The organism is Enterobacter sp. UNJFSC 003 (genome assembly GCF_036903355.1).
Taxonomy (GTDB): domain Bacteria; phylum Pseudomonadota; class Gammaproteobacteria; order Enterobacterales; family Enterobacteriaceae; genus Enterobacter.
Genome location: NZ_JBAKHK010000006.1, coordinates 46,973 through 68,182 on the forward strand (window position 1 = coordinate 46,973; position 21,210 = coordinate 68,182).

Here is a 21,210-nt window from a genome sequence, read left to right on the forward strand (position 1 = left end):
GCTCCGCTATTGAACAAATGATTTTTAGATTTAATAATGTTCAAAAGCGTAGACGGTGAACTATATTTACAACCGTGCAGGGATCACAGTTTTATCGATTAAGATACAGATAGACCTCAAACAATCTAAAAGATCCGTTTTGTCGCATGGCTCACACTTTCAAGGCGCGCCATCACGAACATATGATCTAAATTTTTATAAGAGTTCAAATATGAGCGATAAACGCACTGTTGAAGAAGGTCGTTTTGCCGGGTTGGCGCTGGCAGAAGAGGAGCTAGTGGCTCGCGTGGCCTGGTGTTACTACCACGATGGGTTAACGCAGAATGACATTGGCGAGCGGCTCGGCCTGCCGCGCCTGAAGATTTCGCGCCTGCTGGAGAAAGGCCGTCAGTCCGGGGTGATCCGGGTGCAAATCAACTCCCGCTATGAGGGATGTCTGGCGCTGGAAACCGAGCTGCAGCAGCGCTTTGGATTAAAGCTGGTACGCGTGATGCCCGCGCTAAATACGCCGCCGATGAACGTGCGGCTAGGCATTGGCGCGGCGCAGTCGCTGATGGGCGTCCTGGAACCCGGCCAGTTACTGGCGGTGGGATTTGGTGAAACCACCATGAGCAGCCTGCAACACTTAAGCGGATTTATTGGCTCACAGCAGATCCGCCTGGTGACGCTCTCCGGCGGCGTTGGGCCTTACATGACGGGGATTGGCCAGCTGGATGCGGCCTGCAGCGTCAGCATGATCCCTGCCCCGCTCCGCGTGTCCTCCGCCTCCGTTGCGGAGATCTTAAAGCGCGAGACCAGCGTACGGGACGTGATCCTCGCCGCAACCGCCGCCGACGTGGCGGTGGTCGGGATTGGTTCAGTGAACCAGCGTCGAGACGCCACCATCCTGCGCTCCGGCTATATCAGCGAAGGTGAACAGCTGATGTACGCCCGCAAAGGCGCGGTGGGCGATATTCTCGGGTATTTCCTCAATGCCGAAGGGGAGTGCGTGGAAGAGCTGGAGATCCACCGCGAATTACTCGGCGTCACCCTCGATGAACTGGCGCAGCTGCCGACCATCGTTGGCGTGGCCGGAGGCGAAGAGAAAGCCGACGCGATTTATGCCGCACTCAAAGGTCGCCGTATCAATGGCCTGGTGACGGAAGAGACAACAGCCCGCGCGGTGCTGGCTCTGGCCGATTAAGAGCCGCCCTGCGCTAACAGCGAGGCAAACTCATGGGTTACCTTTTAGCGTTAGATGCAGGGACCGGCAGCGTCCGCGCCGTAGTGTTCGATTTACTGGGCAACCAAATTGCCGTCGGCCAGGAGGAATGGAAGCACCTGAGCGTGGAAAACGTACCGGGATCGATGGAATTTGATCTTGATACCAACTGGCGGCTGGCCTGTCAGTGCATTCATCAGGCGCTGGATCGCGCCCATCTGAGCGCGGCGGATATTCAGTCCGTCGCCTGCTGTTCAATGCGCGAAGGGATCGTGCTGTACGATCGCAACGGCGAGGCCATCTGGGCCTGCGCAAACGTCGACGCCCGCGCCAGCCGCGAGGTGGCCGAACTCAAAGAGATCCACGATTACCGGTTTGAATCCGAGGTGTACGAGGTCTCCGGGCAAACGCTAGCCCTGAGCGCCATGCCGCGCCTGCTGTGGCTGGCGCATCATCGCCCGGATATCTATCGCAAGGCGGCTACCATCACGATGATCAGCGACTGGCTGGCGGCGAAGCTCTCCGGCGAGCTGGCGGTTGACCCCTCCAATGCGGGCACCACCGGTATGTTAGACCTGTTTTCCCGCGACTGGCGTCCGGCGCTGCTGGACATGGCCGGACTGCGCGCCGATATCCTCTCCCCGGTGAAGGAGACCGGCACCGTGCTGGGTGCTATCACCCATGACGCCGCGCAGCAAAGCGGCCTGCGCGAAGGCACGCCGGTGGTGATGGGCGGCGGCGACGTGCAGTTGGGATGTCTGGGGCTGGGCGTCGTTCGCGCCGGACAAACGGCGGTGCTGGGCGGTACCTTCTGGCAGCAGGTGGTGAACCTGCCGCAGGTGCGGACGGATCCTGACATGAATATCCGCGTCAACCCGCATGTGATCCCGGGTATGGCGCAGGCGGAGTCGATCAGCTTCTTTACCGGGCTGACCATGCGCTGGTTCCGCGATGCCTTCTGCGCAGAGGAAAAGCTGATTGCCGAGAGGATGGGCATGGACACCTACTCCCTGATGGAAGAGATGGCGAGCCGGGTTCCGGCAGGTTCTTACGGCGTGATGCCGATATTCTCTGATGCGATGCACTTCAAGCAGTGGTACCACGCCGCACCGTCGTTTATTAACCTCTCCATCGACCCGGAAAAATGCAATAAAGCCACGCTATTCCGCGCGCTGGAAGAGAACGCGGCGATTGTCTCGGCCTGCAATCTGGCGCAAATTTCACGCTTCTCGGGCGTGACGTTCGAAAGCCTGGTGTTTGCCGGTGGCGGTGCAAAAGGGGCATTGTGGAGCCAGATTTTAAGCGATGTCACCGGGTTACCGGTGCGCGTGCCCGACGTCAAAGAGGCGACAGCGCTGGGCTGCGCGATAGCGGCGGGTACCGGCGCGGGGCTTTTTGCCGATATGGCGGCAACGGGCGAGCGGCTAGTGAAGTGGAGCCGCGAGTTCACACCGAACCCGCAGCACCGCGAGCTGTACGACGGCATGTTGCAGAAGTGGCAGGCGGTGTACGCCGACCAGCTGGGTCTGGTGGACAGCGGGCTGACGACGTCAATGTGGCAGGCGCCGGGGCTGGTGCGGACCTCCCCTTCACCCCGGCCCTCTCCCTAAAGGAGAGGGAGATTAAGTCCCCTCTCCCTGTGGGAGAGGGTGAGGGCATCAGGCCACACCAATATTTGATTCCCATCACAATCACTGCATTCCCCTTTTCCCTTTTACTCCCCACTGGCTAAATTAGTAACTCATCCGACCACATAACAATAATTTTACATTGGAAGAGACTATGAGCCGCTACCCGTCGTTATTCGCCCCCCTCAATCTGGGGTTCACTACGCTCAAAAACCGCGTGTTGATGGGCTCGATGCACACCGGACTGGAGGAGCGCCCGGACGGCGCCGAGCGTCTGGCAGCCTTCTACGCCGAACGCGCACGGCACGGCGTAGCGCTGATCGTCACCGGTGGGGTGGCGCCTTCTCCCTCGGGCGTGGGCATGGAGGGCGGTGCGGTGCTTAACGATGCAGCACAGCTCGCGCATCACCGCATTGTGACCGACGCGGTGCACCAGGAAGGGGGAAAAATCGCTCTGCAGATCCTGCATACCGGCCGTTATAGCTATCAACCGAATTTGGTCGCCCCGTCCCCCCTCCAGGCGCCCATTAACCGCTTCAAACCTCACGCGCTCAGCCACGATGAGATCCTGACGCTGATAGACGACTTCGCCCGCTGCGCTGCGCTGGCGCGTGAAGCGGGCTACGACGGCGTGGAGGTCATGGGTTCCGAAGGCTATTTAATTAACGAATTCCTCGCCGCCCGTACTAACCAGCGAGACGATGAATGGGGTGGCGACTACGCTCGACGCATGCGCTTTGCCGTGGAAGTGGTGCGCGCCGTGCGCGAACGTGCGGGCGCTGATTTTATTATCGTCTTCCGCCTGTCGATGCTCGATTTGGTGGAGGGTGGCGGAACGTTTGACGAAACCGTACAGCTGGCACAGGCCATTGAAACCGCTGGTGCCACCATTATCAACACCGGCATCGGCTGGCACGAGGCGCGGATTCCCACCATCGCGACGCCGGTGCCGCGCGCGGCGTTTAGCTGGGTGACGCGCAGGCTGAAAGGCAAAGTGTCGATCCCCCTGGTCACCACCAACCGCATTAACGACCCTCAGGTGGCGGATGATGTAATTGCTAACGGCGATGCCGATATGGTGTCGATGGCGCGCCCGTTCCTGGCGGATGCGGAGCTGCTTTCGAAAGCACAAAGCGGGCGAGCGGATGAGATCAACACCTGCATCGGCTGTAACCAGGCCTGCCTGGACCAGATCTTCGTCGGTAAGATCACCTCCTGTCTCGTGAATCCGCGCGCCTGCCATGAAACCAAAATGCCGATCGTTCCGGCGCTAAGCAAAAAGCGCCTGGCCGTCGTGGGGGCTGGCCCGGCGGGGCTGGCGTTTGCGGTAAATGCCGCGGGACGCGGGCACAGCGTGACGCTGTTTGATGCCGCAGGCGAGATCGGCGGGCAGTTTAATATCGCGAAGCAGATCCCCGGCAAAGAGGAGTTCTATGAAACCCTGCGCTACTACCGCCGGATGCTTGAGCTGACGCAGGTTGATCTGCGGCTCAACCATTTCGTGAAGGCAGCGGATCTGGTGGATTTCGATGAGGTGATCCTCGCCAGCGGGATCGCGCCGCGCACGCCAACGATCGAGGGTATCGATCATCCTAAGGTATTGAGCTACCTCGACGTCCTGCGCGATAAAGTCCCGGTTGGTGAGAAGGTGGCAATCGTCGGCTGCGGCGGGATTGGTTTCGATACGGCGATGTACTTAAGCCAGCCGGGTGAAGCCACCAGCCAGAACATCGCCGAGTTTTGCGTGGAATGGGGCATTGATACCAGCCTGAGCCAGTCCGGCGGACTGCGTCCGGAAGGACCCCAACTGCCAAAAAGCCCGCGCCAGATTGTGATGCTCCAGCGTAAAGCCAGCAAGCCGGGTGAGGGGCTGGGCAAAACAACGGGCTGGATCCATCGCGCCACCCTGCTCTCGCGCGGCGTGAAGATGATCCCGGCAGTGAGTTATCAGAAGATCGACGATGACGGGCTGCACGTGACGATCGGCGGAGAGCCACAGCTGCTGCGGGTAGATCATGTCATTCTCTGTGCCGGACAGGAGCCGAAGCGCGATCTGGCCGATCCGCTGCGTGAGGCGGGTAAAACGGTGCATTTAATTGGGGGATGCGATGTGGCGACGGAGCTGGATGCACGGCGCGCGATTGCGCAGGGCACCCAGCTTGCGCTGACGATTTAGCGGCGACGACCCAGCTTAACGGCTTTCAGCACCACGAATTTGTTGTTGGTCGCAATCGTGGTGCAGTTGCCGAAAATCTTCTTCAGCTTGTGGAAGTAGTCCAGGTGGCGGTTAGCCACGATGTACAGCTCGCCGTTAACTTTCAGACAGCGGCGCGCATGGTGGAACATCTCCCAGGCGACGTTATCCGTCAGCGCATGCTTCTGGTGGAACGGCGGGTTACACAGCACGGCGTTGAAGCGGAAAGGCTCAACGCCCGACAGCGCGTTGTTGATCATAAACTCGCAGCGATCCAGCGCCTCTGGCATGTTGGTTTCCACATTCAGGCGGCTGGAGGCGACGGCCATCGGCGATTCATCGCTGAAGACAACGCTGGCTTCTGGGTTCTTCGCCAGCAGCGTCAGGCCAATCACGCCGTTACCGCAGCCCAGGTCGACAATTTCGCCTTCCAGGTTTTCCGGCAGATGTTCAATAAAGAAACGTGCGCCGATATCCAGACCCGTGCGCGAGAAAACGTTCGCGTGGTTGTGGATGGTCCAGTCTGTGCCTTCCAGCTTCCAGCTCAGCGTCTCTGGCGCGTCAGCCAGCTCCGGCGCAGTGAAGGTACAGTTGATCAGGCGCGCTTTTTTCCAGGCCAGCGTGGTGGTGGTTGGGCCAAGGACTTTCTCAAACAGCTCCAGCGTCGAGGTGTGAATATCACGCGCTTTGGCACCCGCGATAATGCGCGTTTCTGGCGTAACGACCTTGCGCAGCGCGCGCAGCTGTTGCTCCAGCAGCGCCATCGTTTTCGGCACTTTAATCAGCACCACGCCCGGCGCCTGCGGGTACTCCGCCGTGCTATCGAGAAACTTCACGCTGGATTCGTCGATATCGTTATGGCGCAGGTTTTCACGCGTCGCCAGCTCGCTCAGGTAAGAATCGCCGATGCTGTAAGGCGTGTGTTCAGCCAGCGCACAGCCCAGCGCGCCAAAGGCATCATTCAGGATCAAAACCGGGCCGCGAATTTCAGTCTCATCCAACTGCTGCAGCAGATATTCATCCGCCGCTTCCCACGCCATAAGCGGGTTAACGTCGTCCGTTTCCGGGAAACGTTTAAGGTTGAGTGAACGGAAACCGTTGTCTAAGTGGCTCATCGGCCCTCCTGAATGGTAAAATTTGGCGTATCCCTGAAAAGGGTGCGTGAGTATACCCGTTTTATTGACGATTAGGGGCTTTGATGAACCAACTAACTTATCTCCAGGGCTACCCGGAGAACTTACTGACCCAGGTTCGCAGCTTAATCGCCGAGCAAAAGCTGGGGGCCGTGCTGGAAAAACGCTACCCGGGCACGCATGATTTCGCAACCGACAAGGCGCTTTGGCAGTATACGCAGGATCTTAAAAATCAGTTTCTGCGAAGCGCCCCGCCGATCAACAAAGTGATGTACGACAATAAGATCCACGTGCTGAAAAACGCGCTCGGCCTGCATACCGCCATCTCACGCGTACAGGGCGGCAAGCTGAAAGCCAAGGCCGAAATCCGCGTAGCAACCGTGTTTCGCAACGCGCCGGAAGCGTTTTTACGCATGATTGTGGTTCACGAGCTGGCCCATCTGAAAGAAAAAGAGCATGACAAAGCGTTCTACGCGTTGTGCTGCCACATGGAGCCGCAGTACCACCAGCTTGAGTTTGATACCCGCCTATGGCTTACGCATTTATCGTTAAAGCGTAATGCGGATTAGCGCACGCGAATTGTCATGATGACGTGCTACAGTGGCTAAAGGTTCCCAGCTACGGAGTACGTAAACGTTTATGATACGTTTCGCAGTCATTGGTACGAACTGGATCACGCGCCAGTTCGTCGACGCCGCCCACGAAACCGGCAAATATAAACTCACCGCAGTCTATTCGCGCAGCCTTGAACAGGCACAAGCCTTCGCCAACGATTACCTGGTCGAACATCTGTTCACCTCGCTCGACGAAATGGCGCAAAGCGATGCCATTGACGCGGTTTATATTGCCAGTCCGAACGCCCTGCACTTCCCGCAAACCAAGCTGTTCCTCAGCCATAAAAAACATGTGATTTGCGAGAAGCCGCTGGCGTCGAATAGTCAGGAAGTGGAAGCCGCCATTCAGCTTGCCCGTGAAAACCAGGTGGTATTGTTCGAAGCGTTCAAAACCGCCAGCCTGCCGAACTTCCTGCTGCTGCAGCAATCTCTGCCAAAAATTGGCAAAGTGCGTAAAGCCTTTATTAACTACTGCCAATACTCATCACGCTACCAGCGCTATCTCGACGGCGAAAATCCGAATACCTTTAACCCAGCCTTCTCAAACGGCTCGATCATGGATATCGGTTTTTACTGCCTGGCCTCCGCCGTGGCGCTGTGGGGCGAGCCGCACGGTGTGACGGCCACCGCCAGCCTGCTGGAAAGCGGCGTGGATGCGCACGGCGTCGTGGTGCTCGACTACGGTGATTTCAGCGTGACGCTGCAGCATTCGAAGGTGAGTGACTCCGTGCTGCCGAGTGAAATTCAGGGTGAAGCGGGCTCGCTGGTGATTGAGAAAATATCCGAGTGCCAGAAAGTCAGTATCGTGCCGCGCGGCGGTAAAGCGCAGGAGCTGACGCAGCCTCAGCATATTAACACTATGCTCTATGAGGCAGAGGTCTTTGCGCGTCTGGTAGAAGACAACGAAGTGAATCACCCTGGGCTGGCGGTCAGTCGCACCACGGCGAAACTGCAAACGGAGATCCGCCGCCAGACTGGCGTCGTGTTCCCGGCAGACGGCGTGGGTGCGGAAGCTGTCGCGTAAAGCTGTGTAATGAAACCGTTCGGACCATTGACGAAACCAATGGTCTGACATATTTTGTTACTCGCAAAGGGGAGTAACTTCCTTGCCGGTGGATCGTCATTACGATGCGTGCAATATCGCATCCGGTCGCCGGGCAACCCTCGTGGTTGTAAGTGAGACCTTGCCGGAAGGCGAGGTCTATGCATAAAAAGCTAACGGCTATCGTCTTCTGACCATGGCCGTTTTTGTTTTTTATGTGTAAGGAAAATCGTATGCATTCTGTCGGTACTCCAATGTTGTGGGGCGGATTCGCGGTTGTCGTGCTCATCATGCTGGCGATCGATCTCTTTTTGCAGGGGCGTCGTGGCGCGCACGGCATGTCCATGAAACAGGCTGCGGCCTGGTCATTGGTGTGGATTACCCTCTCCCTGCTCTTCTGTGCTGCCTTCTGGTGGTACCTTGCATCAACCGAAGGCCGCGCGGTGGCCGACCCCCAGGCACTCGCCTTCCTCACGGGTTATCTGATTGAAAAAGCCCTCGCGGTGGATAACGTCTTTGTGTGGCTGATGCTGTTTAGCTACTTTGCCGTCCCTGCTGCTCTGCAGCGTCGCGTATTGGTCTACGGCGTGCTGGGCGCGATTATCCTGCGTACGATCATGATCTTCGCGGGTAGTTGGCTAATCACACAGTTCGAATGGTTGCTGTACGTTTTCGGCGCGTTCCTGCTGTTCACCGGGATCAAAATGGCGCTGGCAAAAGAAGACGGCTCGGCCATTGGCGACCGCCCGCTGGTGAAATGGATCCGCGGGCATCTGCGTATGACGGACAAGATCGAGAGCGAACACTTCTTCGTGCGTAAAAACGGTCTGCTGTTTGCCACTCCGCTGCTGCTGGTGCTGATCCTGGTTGAGCTGAGCGACGTGATTTTCGCGGTAGACAGTATCCCGGCTATCTTCGCGGTCACCACAGACCCGTTCATCGTGTTGACCTCTAACCTGTTCGCTATTCTTGGTCTGCGAGCCATGTACTTCCTGCTGGCAGGCGCGGCGGAGCGCTTCTCAATGCTGAAGTATGGCCTGTCGGTGATTCTGGTGTTTATCGGTATCAAGATGCTGATTGTCGATTTCTACCACATCCCTATCGCCATTTCCCTCGGCGTGGTGTTTGGCATTCTGATCGTGACGCTGATTATCAATACCTGGGTTAACCGCCAGCACGATAAGAAGCAGCAGCCAGAGTAATCCCCTCCTCCTCGCCCTCTCCCACAAGGAGAGGGCGAACGCAATTTTGTAAATAGTTAGTTAAAAACTATGATGCAACACGTAAAATCCAGCATTTTACGCTTCCCTCCGCACGCCCTTTCCCTATACTCAACCAGGCAAACATTTACTTACATCCGGACATAAATGTGACTAAGAGCACATCCGGGATGGAACGCAATTTCACTTAAGGAACACCTATGACTCCATCGTCATCTGGTCTGTTTGCGCGCCTGTCGCGCGGCAGTCTTGTTAAGCAAATACTGGTTGGCCTGGTGCTCGGCGTGGCGCTGGCACTGATCTCTAAACCCGCCGCTGAGGCGACCGGCCTGCTCGGTACGCTGTTCGTCGGCGCCCTGAAAGCGGTGGCGCCGGTACTGGTACTGACCCTGGTGATGGCCTCTATCGCCAACCACCAGCAGGGACAAAAAACCAACATCCGTCCGATTCTGTGGATGTACCTGCTGGGCACCTTCTCAGCCGCACTGACGGCGGTTGTCGTGAGCTTTATCTTCCCTTCCACGCTACAGTTGACCACCGGCGCAACCGACATTACCCCGCCCGCGGGTATCGTTGAGGTGATGCATGGTCTGCTGATGAGCATTGTTGCCAACCCGATTCATGCGCTGATCAACGCCAACTACATTGGCATTCTGGTATGGGCTGTCGGTCTGGGCTTTGCCCTGCGCCACAGCAACGACACCACCAAAAACCTGATCACCGATGTCTCTAATGCGGTGACCTTTATCGTGACGGTTGTGATCCGCTTCGCGCCGATTGGCATATTTGGTCTGGTGGCGTCAACGCTGGCAACAACCGGCTTTGGCGCGCTGTGGGGCTACGCGCAGCTGCTGCTGGTGCTGATTGGTTGTATGGCGGTAGTGGCGCTGGTCATCAACCCGCTGCTGGTCTTCGTACAAACGCGTCGTAACCCGTACCCGCTGGTGCTGATGTGCCTGCGTGAAAGCGGCGTAACCGCCTTCTTCACCCGCAGCTCGGCGGCGAACATTCCCGTGAACATGTCGCTGTGTGAAAAGCTGAATCTGGACAGAGATACCTATTCCGTCTCCATTCCCCTGGGCGCGACGGTCAACATGGCAGGCGCAGCGATCACCATTACGGTACTGACGCTGGCGGCGGTAAATACGCTGGGTATTCCGGTGGATCTGCCAACCGCACTGCTGCTGAGCGTGGTGGCGGCACTTTGTGCCTGTGGCGCGTCCGGCGTGGCGGGGGGATCACTTCTGCTGATCCCGCTGGCCTGTAATATGTTTGGCATCCCGAACGAGATTGCCATGCAGGTGGTCGCCGTTGGTTTCATCATCGGCGTGCTGCAGGATTCCTGTGAAACGGCGATCAACTCCTCTACCGACGTGATGTTTACGGCCGCGGTATGCCAGGCGGAAGATGCGCGACTGGCGAAAAACGCGCTGAGAAATTAAAAAGAAAAGCCCGGTGGCGTTAACGCTCACCGGGCTCAGATCGCTGTCAAAAACCTTACAGCGTCACGCCACTCTTAAAGATCGCCAGCTCGCGGAAGTCGTTCTTCTCGTTACAGGTCTGCTTGCCGTTAGCGAATTCCACAATGCTGTCTACAAACTCCATCAGCAATTCAGGCATCGCTTTGCCGTGGATCAACTGGCCCGCGTCAAAGTCGATCCAGTGTTTTTTCTTCGCAGCCAGCTCGCTGTTCGTCGCGATTTTAACCGTCGGCACAAAACCGCCGTACGGCGTACCGCGCCCGGTGCTGAATAACACCATGTGGCAACCGGCTCCGGCCAGGGCGCTGGTGGCGACCGCATCGTTACCCGGTGCGCTCAGCAGGTTCAGACCGCGGGTTTTAAGGCGTTCACCGTAACGCAGAACGTCCACCACCTGACTGGCGCCCGCTTTTTGGGTGCATCCCAGGGATTTTTCTTCGAGCGTCGTGATCCCACCCGCCTTGTTGCCCGGGGAGGGATTCTCATAAATCGGCTGATTGTGGGCGATGAAGTACTGTTTGAAATCGTTCACCATGGCGACGGTTTTCTCAAACGTCGCTTCGTCGCGGCAGTGGCTCATCAGAATCCGCTCTGCGCCAAACATCTCCGGCACTTCGGTTAGCACAGTCGTACCGCCGTTCGAAATCAGGTAATCCGAGAAACGGCCCAGCATCGGATTGGCGGTGATGCCGGACAGCCCATCAGAACCGCCGCATTCCAGGCCGAACTTAAGCTCGCTCAGTTTGCCCAGCTCGCGTTTGTCGTGACGCATCACCTCATACAGCTGGCGAAGCTGCTCCAGACCCGCTTCGACTTCATCATCCTGATGCTGACACACCATAAAGTGCACGCGCTCGGGGTCGAACTCGCCCAGCGTGTCACGGAAGGCATCCACCTGGTTGTTTTCACACCCCAGGCCAATCACCAACACCGCGCCCGCATTCGGGTGGCGCACCATGTTTTGCAGCATGGTACGGGTATTGATGTGGTCATCACCGAGCTGAGAGCAACCGTAGGTGTGGCTGAAAAGATGCACGCCGTCTGTACCTTCAGCATTGTTGGTCTCTTTGAGGAAACGCGTCTGAATTTGACGCGCGATCCCGTTAACGCAGCCTACGGTCGGGAGGATCCACAGCTCGTTGCGGATCCCCACGTCGCCGTTGGCGCGGCGGTAGATCTGGACGTCACGATCCGCCGCCTGCCCTTCTTCTGTCTGAAAATCCGGTTGATAGCTGTACTCGTCCAGATCGCTGAGATTGGTACGGGTATTGTGAGAATGAATGTATTCACCCGGGGCAATATCCGCCAGCGCATGGCCGATGGGCAAACCGTACTTCACCACGTTTTCCCCTTTTGCGATGGGGATCAGGGCAAATTTATGTCCACGACCAATGTCCTGGCGTAACGTGACGGACTGGTGTCCGAAAGTGACGTCCGTCCCTTCGGTCAGATCGGCCAGCGCTACGGCAACGTTATCCAGCGAATGGATTTTGATGTATTGCATATCAACCTCAAACGGCCTTAGTTCAGTTCAATGGCGAAGTAGTCACGCGCATTGTTAAAGCAGATGTTTCTCACCATTTCGCCCAGCAGTTGAATATCAGCCGGCGCTTCGCCTGCATGCACCCAGCGGCCAATCATTTGGCACAGAATGCGGCGGAAGTATTCGTGGCGAGTGTAGGAGAGGAAGCTGCGGCTGTCGGTCAGCATGCCGACAAAGCGGCTTAACAGACCCAGCTGTGCCAGCTGCGTCATCTGACGCTCCATGCCGTCTTTCTGATCGTTGAACCACCAGCCAGAGCCGAACTGCATCTTGCCCGGCATGCCTTCGCCCTGGAAGTTGCCGATCATGGTGCCCAGCACTTCGTTATCGCGCGGGTTCAGACAGTACAGGATGGTTTTCGGCAGCAGGTTTTGCTCGTTCTGTTTGCTCAGCAGTTTTGACAGTTCTTCCGCCAGCGGGCGATCGTTGATGGAGTCGAAGCCGACATCCGCGCCCAGCAGTTTGAACTGACGCTGGTTGTTATTACGCAGCGCGCCAATGTGATACTGCTGAACCCAGCCGCGACGCGCATATTCCGCACCGAGGAACACCAGCACCGCCGTTTTGAACTGGGCCACTTCATGCTCGCCCAAGGATTCACCGGAGAGACGACGCGCCAGGATACTGTCCAGCTCGGCCTCACTGGCGTCTGCAAACAGCACCACGTCCAGCGCGTGGTCAGACACTTTACAGCCGTGTGCGGCAAAGTGATCCAGACGCTTGGTCAGCGCGGATTGCAGGTCAGTGAAACGACGAATATCGGTATCAGACACCTCGGCAAGCTTAGCCATATAGTCCGCAAAGGTGTCCTGCTCAATATTAAAGGCTTTGTCCGGGCGCCAGCTCGGCAGGACTTTAATATCAAACGAGGTATCTTTGGCGACCACCGCGTGGTGTTCCAGCGAATCGACAGGATCGTCGGTAGTCCCCACCATCTTCACGTTCATCTGCTTCATGATACCGCGTGCAGAGAACTGATCCTGCGCCAGCAATGCATTGCACTGGTCCCAGATTTCATCAGCCGTCGCGGGAGAGAGCAGTTTCCCGGTGATGCCAAACGGTCGGCGCAGCTCAAGATGCGTCCAGTGGTATAACGGGTTGCCGATGGTGTGCGGGACGGTCGCCGCCCACGCGTCAAACTTTTCGCGGTCAGTGGCATCGCCGGTACACAAGCGCTCAGCAACGCCGTTGGTGCGCATGGCGCGCCATTTGTAGTGGTCACCTTTCAGCCAGATATCATACAGGTTTTTGAAACGGTAATTTTCGGCAACCTGCTGCGGCGGCAAGTGGCAGTGGTAGTCGAAAATTGGCTGGTCTTTTGCGTAGTCGTGGTACAGGCGGCGAGCAAATTCGGTATCCAGCAGAAAATCGTCGGTCATAAACGGTGTCATTATCGTCTTCCTCGTAACGAGTGCGTCAGAAAGCTTATGTTCAGATGCTGCAAAGTTATCACACCAATTTCCACTACCCGAAGTTTTTTTCGTGAGTTAGATCAATAAACGCCGACAAATAAATTACCCCAAATGGAGTAAACCCTGTTGCAACCCGCGCCAGTGCTGGCTTCATTAGCGCTGAATAATGTCCCTACAAAGAATCACACTTTTGTGATGTCACTCACCTTTTAAAGTTGTATGACAAGTTATCTTTTTGCCGTCGCAAACACTACGCCGACGGAATGCATTACCGGTGTTGATACATCGGATTTTACGGTACGGAAACCGACTTATGCACGATGACTTATGGCAAGGTTCGGGCCGTTCCGGGACATTATCCCGGTTTCGCCCCTCCCGTTACAAAACCGCTCCCGAACACGGTTGAGAGGTTACCGTGCTCTGGCACGGAAATAACATAACGATGAGGTTTTACATGCGTAAAATTAAAGGGTTACGTTGGTACATGATTGCACTGGTGACGCTTGGCACCGTGCTGGGCTACCTGACACGTAACACCGTGGCAGCAGCGGCGCCAACGTTGATGGAAGAGTTGCATATCTCCACACAGCAATACTCCTACATCATTGCTGCTTATTCCGCGGCTTATACAATCATGCAGCCTGTTGCAGGTTATGTTCTTGATGTTCTCGGTACAAAAATTGGCTATGCCTTCTTCGCCGTTGCCTGGGCTGTATTCTGTGGTGCGACCGCACTGGCAGGCAGCTGGGGTGGCCTGGCGCTGGCGCGCGGTGCAGTAGGTGCAGCGGAAGCCGCAATGATCCCTGCGGGCCTGAAAGCGAGCTCTGAGTGGTTCCCGGCAAAAGAGCGTTCGATTGCTGTAGGTTACTTTAACGTGGGTTCTTCCATCGGTGCGATGATTGCACCACCGCTGGTGGTGTGGGCTATCGTGATGCACAGCTGGCAGATGGCGTTCATCATTTCTGGCGTCCTGAGCTTTGCATGGGCAATGGCGTGGCTGATTTTCTATAAACACCCGCGCGATCAGAAAAAGCTGTCCGAAGAAGAACGTGAATACATCATTGGGGGTCAGGAATCTCAGCATCAGACCAACAATGGCAAAAAAATGACGGTCTGGCAGATTCTGGGCACCCGTCAGTTCTGGGGTATCGCCCTGCCACGTTTCCTGGCAGAACCCGCCTGGGGTACCTTCAACGCCTGGATCCCGCTGTTCATGTTTAAGGTGTACGGCTTTAACCTGAAAGAGATCGCGATGTTCGCCTGGATGCCAATGCTGTTCGCTGACCTTGGCTGCATCGTTGGGGGTTATCTGCCGCCGCTGTTCCAGCGCTGGTTTGGCGTGAACCTGATCGTTTCCCGCAAAATGGTGGTGACCATGGGTGCGCTGCTGATGATTGGCCCAGGTATGATTGGCCTGTTCACCAGCCCATACGTCGCAATTGGCCTGCTGTGTATTGGTGGCTTTGCTCACCAGTCACTTTCCGGTGCGTTGATTACACTCTCTTCTGACGTCTTTGGTCGTAACGAAGTGGCAACCGCAAACGGCCTGACCGGTATGGCTGCCTGGACCGCGAGCACCATGTTTGCTCTGGTGGTCGGCGCGCTGGCCGATACCATCGGCTTCAGCCCTCTGTTCGCAGTACTGGCCATCTTCGACCTGATGGGCGCGGTCGTAATCTGGACGGTGCTGAAAAGCAAATCGGCAGATGAGCTACAGAAGGAGTCCGTCGGGGGACCGGCGACGCAGAGTTAGCAAAAGTCCATGTCACAGAAGCCGCCTTCGGGCGGCTTTTTTGATGGCAAAATCTGGAGACTGGCACGCAAAAGTGGTATAACAAATATTCCGCTGTACCTTGCCTGGAGCGCATATGGAAATCACCGAACCACGTCGTTTATATCAACAACTTGCCGCCGAGCTGAAAGATCGCATCGAGCAAGGTGTCTATCTTGTCGGTGATAAACTCCCCGCTGAGCGCTTCATTGCAGATGAAAAAAGCGTAAGCCGCACCGTAGTGCGCGAAGCCATCATCATGCTTGAAGTGGAAGGCTATGTTGAGGTTCGCAAAGGCTCCGGCATTCACGTCATTTCTAACCAGGCGAAACACTCTCCGGTACCGGACGAAAATCTTGAGTTTGCCAGCTATGGGCCGTTTGAGCTGCTCCAGGCTCGCCAGCTGATTGAAAGCAATATTGCCGAGTTTGCCGCCACTCAGGTGACCAAACAGGACATCATGAAGCTGATGGAGATCCAGGAGAACGCGCGTAAGGAAAAATGCTTCCGCGATTCAGAATGGGATCTGCAGTTCCACGTTCAGGTTGCGCTGGCAACGCAGAATACGGCCCTGGCCGCAATTGTGGAAAAAATGTGGACTCAGCGCGTTCACAACCCGTACTGGAAGAAATTGCACGATCACATTGATTCTCGCACCGTCGATAACTGGTGTGACGACCATGACCAGATTCTTAAGGCGCTGATTCGCAAAGATCCTCATGCCGCTAAACTGGCAATGTGGCAACATCTGGAAAACACCAAGCAGATGCTTTTCAACGAAACCAGCGACGACTTCGAATTCAACGCAGACCGCTATCTCTTTGCAGATAATCCGGTGGTTCACCTCGATACCGCATCCAGTCTGGCAAAATAGCCCCTTTTTCACTGGCAGGCGCTTCGTTGCGCCTTCCGGTAACCCGGGGTAAGCAAAACATATATAGTGTCAGCCTTTGTAAAATCCCTCGCTCCCCTCCAAGGCTTACGCCAAAATCATTTCATCCCTGCAAATTCTGTGACGCAGAACGTTGGGCTTTGTTACAATTGGATTCACTTCGTTATTTTGTAAGTTAGTGCTTGCTAACCAGCCAATTAACAGGGAACAGTGTTGGCCACACGTTACTGTGTCCGCGAGCGACCATAATGAAATCACAACAATGTCGCCGTGCTGTTTTTCCCGGATAACAGGCGTGACGTTAACCGATTTCCAGGAACACTGAATGGAACTTTTGACCCAACTACTGAATGCCCTCTGGGCGCAGGATTTCGAAACGCTGGCCAACCCCTCCATGATTGGCATGCTCTATTTCGTCTTGTTTATGATCCTGTTCCTTGAGAACGGGCTGCTCCCTGCTGCCTTCTTACCTGGCGACAGCCTGCTGGTGCTGGTGGGAGTACTGTGCGCCAAAGGCGCGATGGCATTCCCGCAGACCATCCTGCTATTAACCATTGCGGCCAGCCTCGGCTGCTGGCTGAGCTATATTCAGGGGCGATGGCTTGGCAACACGCGAATCGTGCAGAACTGGCTTTCGCATCTTCCCGCTCATTATCACCAGCGAGCGCACCACCTGTTCCATAAGCATGGGCTTTCCGCGCTGCTGATTGGCCGCTTTATCGCCTTTGTACGCACGCTGCTGCCTACTATTGCAGGCCTGTCCGGATTGAGCAGCGCGCGTTTCCAGTTCTTTAACTGGATGAGTGGCCTGCTGTGGGTACTGATCCTCACTACGCTGGGCTACGCGCTGGGCAAAACGCCGGTGTTCATGAAATATGAAGATCAGCTGATGTCGTGCCTGATGTTGCTGCCTGTTGTCCTGCTGGTCTTTGGTCTGGTGGGTTCGCTGTACGTCTTGCTGAAGAAAAAATACGGAGCCAGAGGTTAACCATGGTTATCTCTCCGCTCTCTCTGCGCCGTTTTTCCTATGCCATGATTGCGTTGGTCATCCTCTGCGCCATGATTCTGGCCTGGACAGCGCTTCAGCAGCAGGAATCCACGCTGGCCATTCGCCCTGTGAATCAGGGAGCCAGCGTGCCTGACGGGTTTTCTGTCTGGCACCACCTGGATGCCAACGGAATTCGCTTTAAGAGCATCACCCCGCAAGACGACGTGCTGCTGATTAAATTTGACTCCAGTGCGCAGAGCGCGGCGGCAAAAGCCGTGCTCGACCGTACGCTGCCGCACGGGTATATCATTGCCCAACAGGAAGATGACGGCCCCTCGGCAACCTGGCTATCGCGGTTGCGCGATACCTCGCATCGGTTCGGATAATTTCCTGGATTCCGAATCTTTTCACTAACTTTGGTGAATCCCCCGTTTACTTACTATGCTTAAGTACGCGGAGCACCCCTCAGATGTTCTCCGCGTTATTTTGGATAACGGCTCGCGCCGTCACACAATGGAAGGTTTCAATAATGAAATACCGCATCACTCTGGCTCTGGCCCTTTTATCTTTAAGCACTGCCTCCTTCGCGAACTCTCTCTGTCAGCAGAAAGAGCAAGAGATCCAACGTGAAATCAGTTATGCCGAGAAGCATAACAATCAGCACCGGATTGAGGGTCTGAAGAAAGCGTTGAGCGAAGTGAAAGACAACTGCACGGACAGCAAGCTGCGTGCCGATCACCAGAAGAAAATCGCTGAACAAAAGGACGAGATAGCTGAGCGCCGTCAAGACCTGCAGGAAGCGAAAGAGAAAGGGGATGCGGAGAAAATTGCCAAACGCGAGAAAAAGCTGCAAGAAGCGCAGGACGATCTGAAAGCGCTGGAAGCTCGCGATTATTGAGTTAACGGAAATCTCAACAGGAGAAAATCATGTCAAAAGATACCACATCAGAACATCTGCGCGCTGAACTGAAGTCCCTGGCTGACACCCTGGAAGAGGTGCTGAACTCCTCGGCCGATAAGTCTAAGGAAGAAGTCAGCAAATTGCGCAGCAAAGCAGAGCATGCGCTGAAAGAGAGCCGCTATCGTCTGGGCGAAACCGGTGATGCGCTGGCGAAGCAAACCCGTGAGGCCGCCGCACGTGCTGATGAATATGTTCGCGATAATCCGTGGACAGGCGTCGGTATTGGTGCCGCAGTCGGTGTGGTGCTGGGTGTTCTGCTCACGCGTCGCTGATTATGGAAGATCCACGTCACGCACAAGGGCCTGCTAATAACGTCCTCGGTATCGGCCAGCGTATTTTAACCACGCTGGTCGGCATTGCCGAAACGCGCGTCCGACTGGCAGTGGTTGAGCTGGAAGAGGAGAAAGCCAATCTCTTCCAGATGCTGCTGATGCTCGGGCTTACCATGCTCTTCGCCGCGTTCGGGCTGATGAGCCTGATGGTGTTAATCATCTGGGCCATCGATCCGCAGTATCGGCTTAACGCGATGATTGCCACCACCGTGGTTCTGCTGGTTGCAGCATTGATTGGCGGCATCTGGACGCTGCGCAAAGCACGCCAGTCCACTTTCCTGCGTCATACGCGTCAGGAATTAGCCAACGATCGTTCGTTGCTGGAGGATGACAAGCCGTGAGCGATAAAGCCGAACGTCAGAAGCGAAAAGCTTACCTGTTAAGTGAGATCCAGCAGCAACGGCTGGATTTGTCTGCCAGCCGTCGCGACTGGATTGACGCGACGCGTCGGTTTGACCGTGGGTGGAGCACCTTCCTGAGCCTGCGTTCCTGGGCGCTGGTCGGGAGCAGCGTGATGGCTATCTGGAGCATCCGTCATCCAAATATGCTCATCCGCTGGGCCCGGCGCGGCTTTGGGGCCTGGAGTGCCTGGCGTCTGGTGAAAACCACGCTGCGCCAGCAGCAGCTACGGTGATAAAAGCAAAACGGTAACGCCTGTTACCGTTTTTTATTTTTGCCCCCTCTCCCGTGGGTGAAACCCCATCGCGCACATCCCCTTACTCAATATCTTTGATGAAGTTTGACAGTTTTCCTTGCTAACAATTGTCATTCGTCACGTTTATGATTCTCTCCATCGACAGCAAAGGCGCGGTATCTACCCGAATTTGCACAAAAATAAAGTTCAGCCGCTGATGTGGTTTCCTGGAGAGTAAAATGAAAAAATTAGAAGATGTTGGTGTACTGGTAGCGCGCATTCTGATGCCAATTCTGTTTATCACTGCAGGTTGGGGAAAAATCACCGGTTATGCGGGTACCCAGCAGTATATGGAAGCCATGGGCGTGCCGGGGTTCCTGCTGCCACTGACCATTCTGCTTGAGTTCGGCGGCGGCCTGGCGGTACTGTTCGGCTTCCTGACCCGTACCACTGCCCTGTTCACCGCAGGCTTCACCCTGCTGACGGCGTTCATCTTCCACAGCAACTTTGCGGAAGGCGTGAACTCCCTGATGTTCATGAAAAACCTGACCATCGCAGGCGGCTTCCTGCTGCTGGCCATCACGGGTCCAGGCGCATACAGCATCGACCGCCTTCTGAATAAGAAGTGGTAAGCACGCTATACTGAATGAACACAAAGCGAGGAGACATCTCCTCGCTTTTGCTATCTGACGGAGGAGAAAAAAATGGGACAACTCGTAGACGGCGTCTGGCAGGATGTCTGGTATGACACCAAATCCACCGGTGGTCGCTTCAAGCGCTCTGTTTCGGCCTTCCGTAACTGGCTGACCGCCGACGGCGCAGCTGGCCCAAGCGGCGAAGGTGGCTTTGCGGCCGAGAAAGACCGTTATCATCTCTATGTTTCACTCGCCTGCCCGTGGGCACACCGCACGCTGATTGTGCGAAAACTTAAAGGCCTGGAATCGCTCATCCCCGTTTCGGTGGTAAACCCGCTGATGCTGGAAAGCGGCTGGACGTTTGACGGTGATTTCCCTGCCGCGACGGGCGACGATCTATATCACCACGATTTCCTTTACCAGCTTTATCTGCGCGCCGACCCGCACTACACCGGACGCGTCACCGTGCCGGTACTGTGGGACAAGAAAAATCAGACAATTGTCAGCAACGAGTCTGCAGAGATCATCCGCATGTTCAACACGGCGTTTGACGCGCACGGTGCCCGCGCCGGGGATTACTATCCCGCCGAGCTGCGCGATAAGATCGATGATCTGAACGGTTGGATTTACGACAACGTGAACAACGGGGTCTATAAAGCGGGTTTCGCCACCAGCCAGGAAGCCTACGACGAAGCGGTCGGAAAAGTGTTTGAATCGCTGGAGCGTCTGGAGCAGATCCTGGGCCAACATCGCTACCTAACGGGCGAACGCCTGACGGAAGCGGACATCCGCCTGTGGACCACGCTGATACGCTTTGACCCGGTGTATGTCACCCACTTCAAGTGCGATAAACATCGCATCAGTGACTACCTGAATCTGTATGGTTTCCTGCGTGACCTCTACCAGACGCCGGGCATTGCGGAAACGGTCGATTTTGACCATATCCGCACCCACTATTATCGCAGCCACAAAACCATCAACCCAACGGGCATTATCTCCATTGGGCCGTGGCAGGATCTAGATGAACCGCACGGGCGCGACGTTCGTTTTGGCTAATTATCCGGGGAATCTATTGATTCCCTTTTTTAATTCACAGTAAGAATCTATCCTTACCTCGATCGCTTAAAAAACAAGTGATTGACTGATTAATGAGGCAAGGAAAATGGACTGGTATTTAAAAGTACTTCGCAACTACGTTGGATTTGGCGGCCGAGCACGGCGCAAAGAGTACTGGATGTTCGTTCTGGTGAACTTCGTCCTTCTCGTGGTGCTGGGCATCATGGATAAAATACTCGGCTGGCAGCGGGCTGGAGGAGAAGGCATTCTCACATCAATTTACGGGATATTTATTCTGTTGCCGTCCTGGGCCGTACAGTTCCGTCGCCTGCACGACACCGATCGTTCAGCCTGGTGGCTAATGCTGCTGCTGATCCCGATTGTTGGCTGGATCGTGATATTGATCTTCAACTGTCAGAGCGGAACGCCTGGCGAAAACCGCTTTGGTCCTGACCCGAAGCTCGGCGCATAGA

General features: G+C 55.9%; 21 protein-coding genes. 18 read left to right on the top strand and 3 right to left on the bottom strand.

The features are described 5' to 3' along the window. Window positions 1-211 precede the first annotated feature (211 nt). From lsrR to V5P19_RS15275, 3 genes are all read left to right on the top strand, one after another. Entirely contained in the window at window positions 212-1,183 is a 972-nt protein-coding gene (gene lsrR, locus V5P19_RS15265) for a transcriptional regulator LsrR (RefSeq protein ID WP_334404707.1), read from the top strand. 32 nt (window positions 1,184-1,215) lie between these two features. Then, a complete protein-coding gene (gene lsrK, locus V5P19_RS15270) occupies window positions 1,216-2,811 on the top strand; it encodes an autoinducer-2 kinase (RefSeq protein ID WP_334404709.1) in 1,596 nt (531 codons plus the stop codon). A 172-nt stretch (window positions 2,812-2,983) separates the two neighbouring features. Continuing rightward, window positions 2,984-5,005: an NADPH-dependent 2,4-dienoyl-CoA reductase gene (locus tag V5P19_RS15275; RefSeq protein WP_334404711.1), complete on the top strand. Its 2,022-nt coding sequence runs from the start codon at window positions 2,984-2,986 to the stop codon at window positions 5,003-5,005. Here V5P19_RS15275 and rlmG read toward each other — a convergent pair. Next, window positions 5,002-6,138 (bottom strand): 23S rRNA (guanine(1835)-N(2))-methyltransferase RlmG, encoded by a 1,137-nt coding sequence (rlmG, locus tag V5P19_RS15280; RefSeq protein ID WP_334404713.1) that lies wholly within the window; start codon window positions 6,136-6,138, stop codon window positions 5,002-5,004. The genes V5P19_RS15275 and rlmG overlap by 4 nt on opposite strands. Before the next feature lie 83 nt (window positions 6,139-6,221). On the opposite strand from rlmG, the gene V5P19_RS15285 reads away from it, so the two are divergent. The 4 genes from V5P19_RS15285 (at window position 6,222) to sstT (ending at window position 10,474) form a co-directional block, all read left to right on the top strand. Continuing rightward, window positions 6,222-6,725, top strand: coding sequence for a M48 family metallopeptidase (locus V5P19_RS15285; RefSeq protein ID WP_334404715.1), 504 nt, complete (start codon window positions 6,222-6,224; stop codon window positions 6,723-6,725). 70 nt (window positions 6,726-6,795) lie between these two features. Continuing rightward, window positions 6,796-7,794 (top strand): Gfo/Idh/MocA family oxidoreductase, encoded by a 999-nt coding sequence (locus V5P19_RS15290; RefSeq protein WP_334404717.1) that lies wholly within the window; start codon window positions 6,796-6,798, stop codon window positions 7,792-7,794. A 251-nt stretch (window positions 7,795-8,045) separates the two neighbouring features. Continuing rightward, entirely contained in the window at window positions 8,046-9,014 is a 969-nt protein-coding gene (locus V5P19_RS15295; protein WP_334404719.1) for a TerC family protein, read from the top strand. A gap of 218 nt (window positions 9,015-9,232) precedes the next feature. Further along, on the top strand, window positions 9,233-10,474 hold the full coding sequence (sstT, locus tag V5P19_RS15300) for a serine/threonine transporter SstT (protein WP_334404720.1): 1,242 nt from the start codon (window positions 9,233-9,235) through the stop codon (window positions 10,472-10,474). Window positions 10,475-10,529: 55 nt separating this feature from the next. Here the strand turns inward: sstT and V5P19_RS15305 are convergent, their stop codons facing one another. Together V5P19_RS15305 and uxaC are read right to left on the bottom strand one after the other, a co-directional pair. Further along, window positions 10,530-12,017, bottom strand: a complete 1,488-nt coding sequence (locus V5P19_RS15305; RefSeq protein WP_334404722.1) for an altronate dehydratase family protein — start codon at window positions 12,015-12,017, stop codon at window positions 10,530-10,532. A 17-nt stretch (window positions 12,018-12,034) separates the two neighbouring features. Further along, complete coding sequence (uxaC, locus tag V5P19_RS15310) at window positions 12,035-13,447, bottom strand: glucuronate isomerase (protein WP_334404724.1); 1,413 nt, start codon at window positions 13,445-13,447, stop codon at window positions 12,035-12,037. 475 nt (window positions 13,448-13,922) lie between these two features. Here uxaC and V5P19_RS15315 point away from each other — a divergent pair, with 475 nt between their 5' ends. The 11 genes from V5P19_RS15315 to V5P19_RS15365 all read left to right on the top strand — a co-directional run bounded on the left by V5P19_RS15315 (window position 13,923) and on the right by V5P19_RS15365 (window position 21,209). Further along, window positions 13,923-15,221 (top strand): MFS transporter, encoded by a 1,299-nt coding sequence (locus V5P19_RS15315; RefSeq protein WP_334404726.1) that lies wholly within the window; start codon window positions 13,923-13,925, stop codon window positions 15,219-15,221. A 115-nt stretch (window positions 15,222-15,336) separates the two neighbouring features. Then, complete coding sequence (gene exuR / locus V5P19_RS15320; RefSeq protein ID WP_334404728.1) at window positions 15,337-16,113, top strand: transcriptional regulator ExuR; 777 nt, start codon at window positions 15,337-15,339, stop codon at window positions 16,111-16,113. A gap of 343 nt (window positions 16,114-16,456) precedes the next feature. Beyond that, a complete protein-coding gene (gene yqjA, locus V5P19_RS15325) occupies window positions 16,457-17,119 on the top strand; it encodes a DedA family general envelope maintenance protein YqjA (RefSeq protein WP_334404730.1) in 663 nt (220 codons plus the stop codon). Between the two features lie 2 nt (window positions 17,120-17,121). After that, a complete protein-coding gene (gene mzrA / locus V5P19_RS15330; protein WP_334404732.1) occupies window positions 17,122-17,505 on the top strand; it encodes an EnvZ/OmpR regulon moderator MzrA in 384 nt (127 codons plus the stop codon). A gap of 143 nt (window positions 17,506-17,648) precedes the next feature. Next, window positions 17,649-18,017, top strand: a complete 369-nt coding sequence (locus tag V5P19_RS15335) for a DUF1090 domain-containing protein (RefSeq protein ID WP_334404734.1) — start codon at window positions 17,649-17,651, stop codon at window positions 18,015-18,017. A 29-nt stretch (window positions 18,018-18,046) separates the two neighbouring features. Beyond that, window positions 18,047-18,352 (top strand): YqjD family protein, encoded by a 306-nt coding sequence (locus tag V5P19_RS15340; RefSeq protein WP_334404736.1) that lies wholly within the window; start codon window positions 18,047-18,049, stop codon window positions 18,350-18,352. 2 nt (window positions 18,353-18,354) lie between these two features. Further along, window positions 18,355-18,753, top strand: a complete 399-nt coding sequence (locus V5P19_RS15345) for a phage holin family protein (RefSeq protein WP_334404738.1) — start codon at window positions 18,355-18,357, stop codon at window positions 18,751-18,753. Then, window positions 18,750-19,046, top strand: coding sequence for a YqjK-like family protein (locus V5P19_RS15350; RefSeq protein ID WP_334404740.1), 297 nt, complete (start codon window positions 18,750-18,752; stop codon window positions 19,044-19,046). Before V5P19_RS15345 ends, V5P19_RS15350 begins: the two co-directional genes overlap by 4 nt. Before the next feature lie 239 nt (window positions 19,047-19,285). Continuing rightward, entirely contained in the window at window positions 19,286-19,678 is a 393-nt protein-coding gene (locus tag V5P19_RS15355) for a DoxX family protein (protein WP_003862651.1), read from the top strand. A gap of 72 nt (window positions 19,679-19,750) precedes the next feature. Next, the gene (locus V5P19_RS15360) at window positions 19,751-20,737 is read left to right on the top strand and encodes a glutathione S-transferase family protein (protein ID WP_334404742.1); all 987 of its coding nucleotides are present in this window, start codon (window positions 19,751-19,753) and stop codon (window positions 20,735-20,737) included. 106 nt (window positions 20,738-20,843) lie between these two features. Further along, the gene (locus V5P19_RS15365; RefSeq protein ID WP_334404744.1) at window positions 20,844-21,209 is read left to right on the top strand and encodes a DUF805 domain-containing protein; all 366 of its coding nucleotides are present in this window, start codon (window positions 20,844-20,846) and stop codon (window positions 21,207-21,209) included. The last annotated feature ends 1 nt before the right edge of the window (window position 21,210 follow it).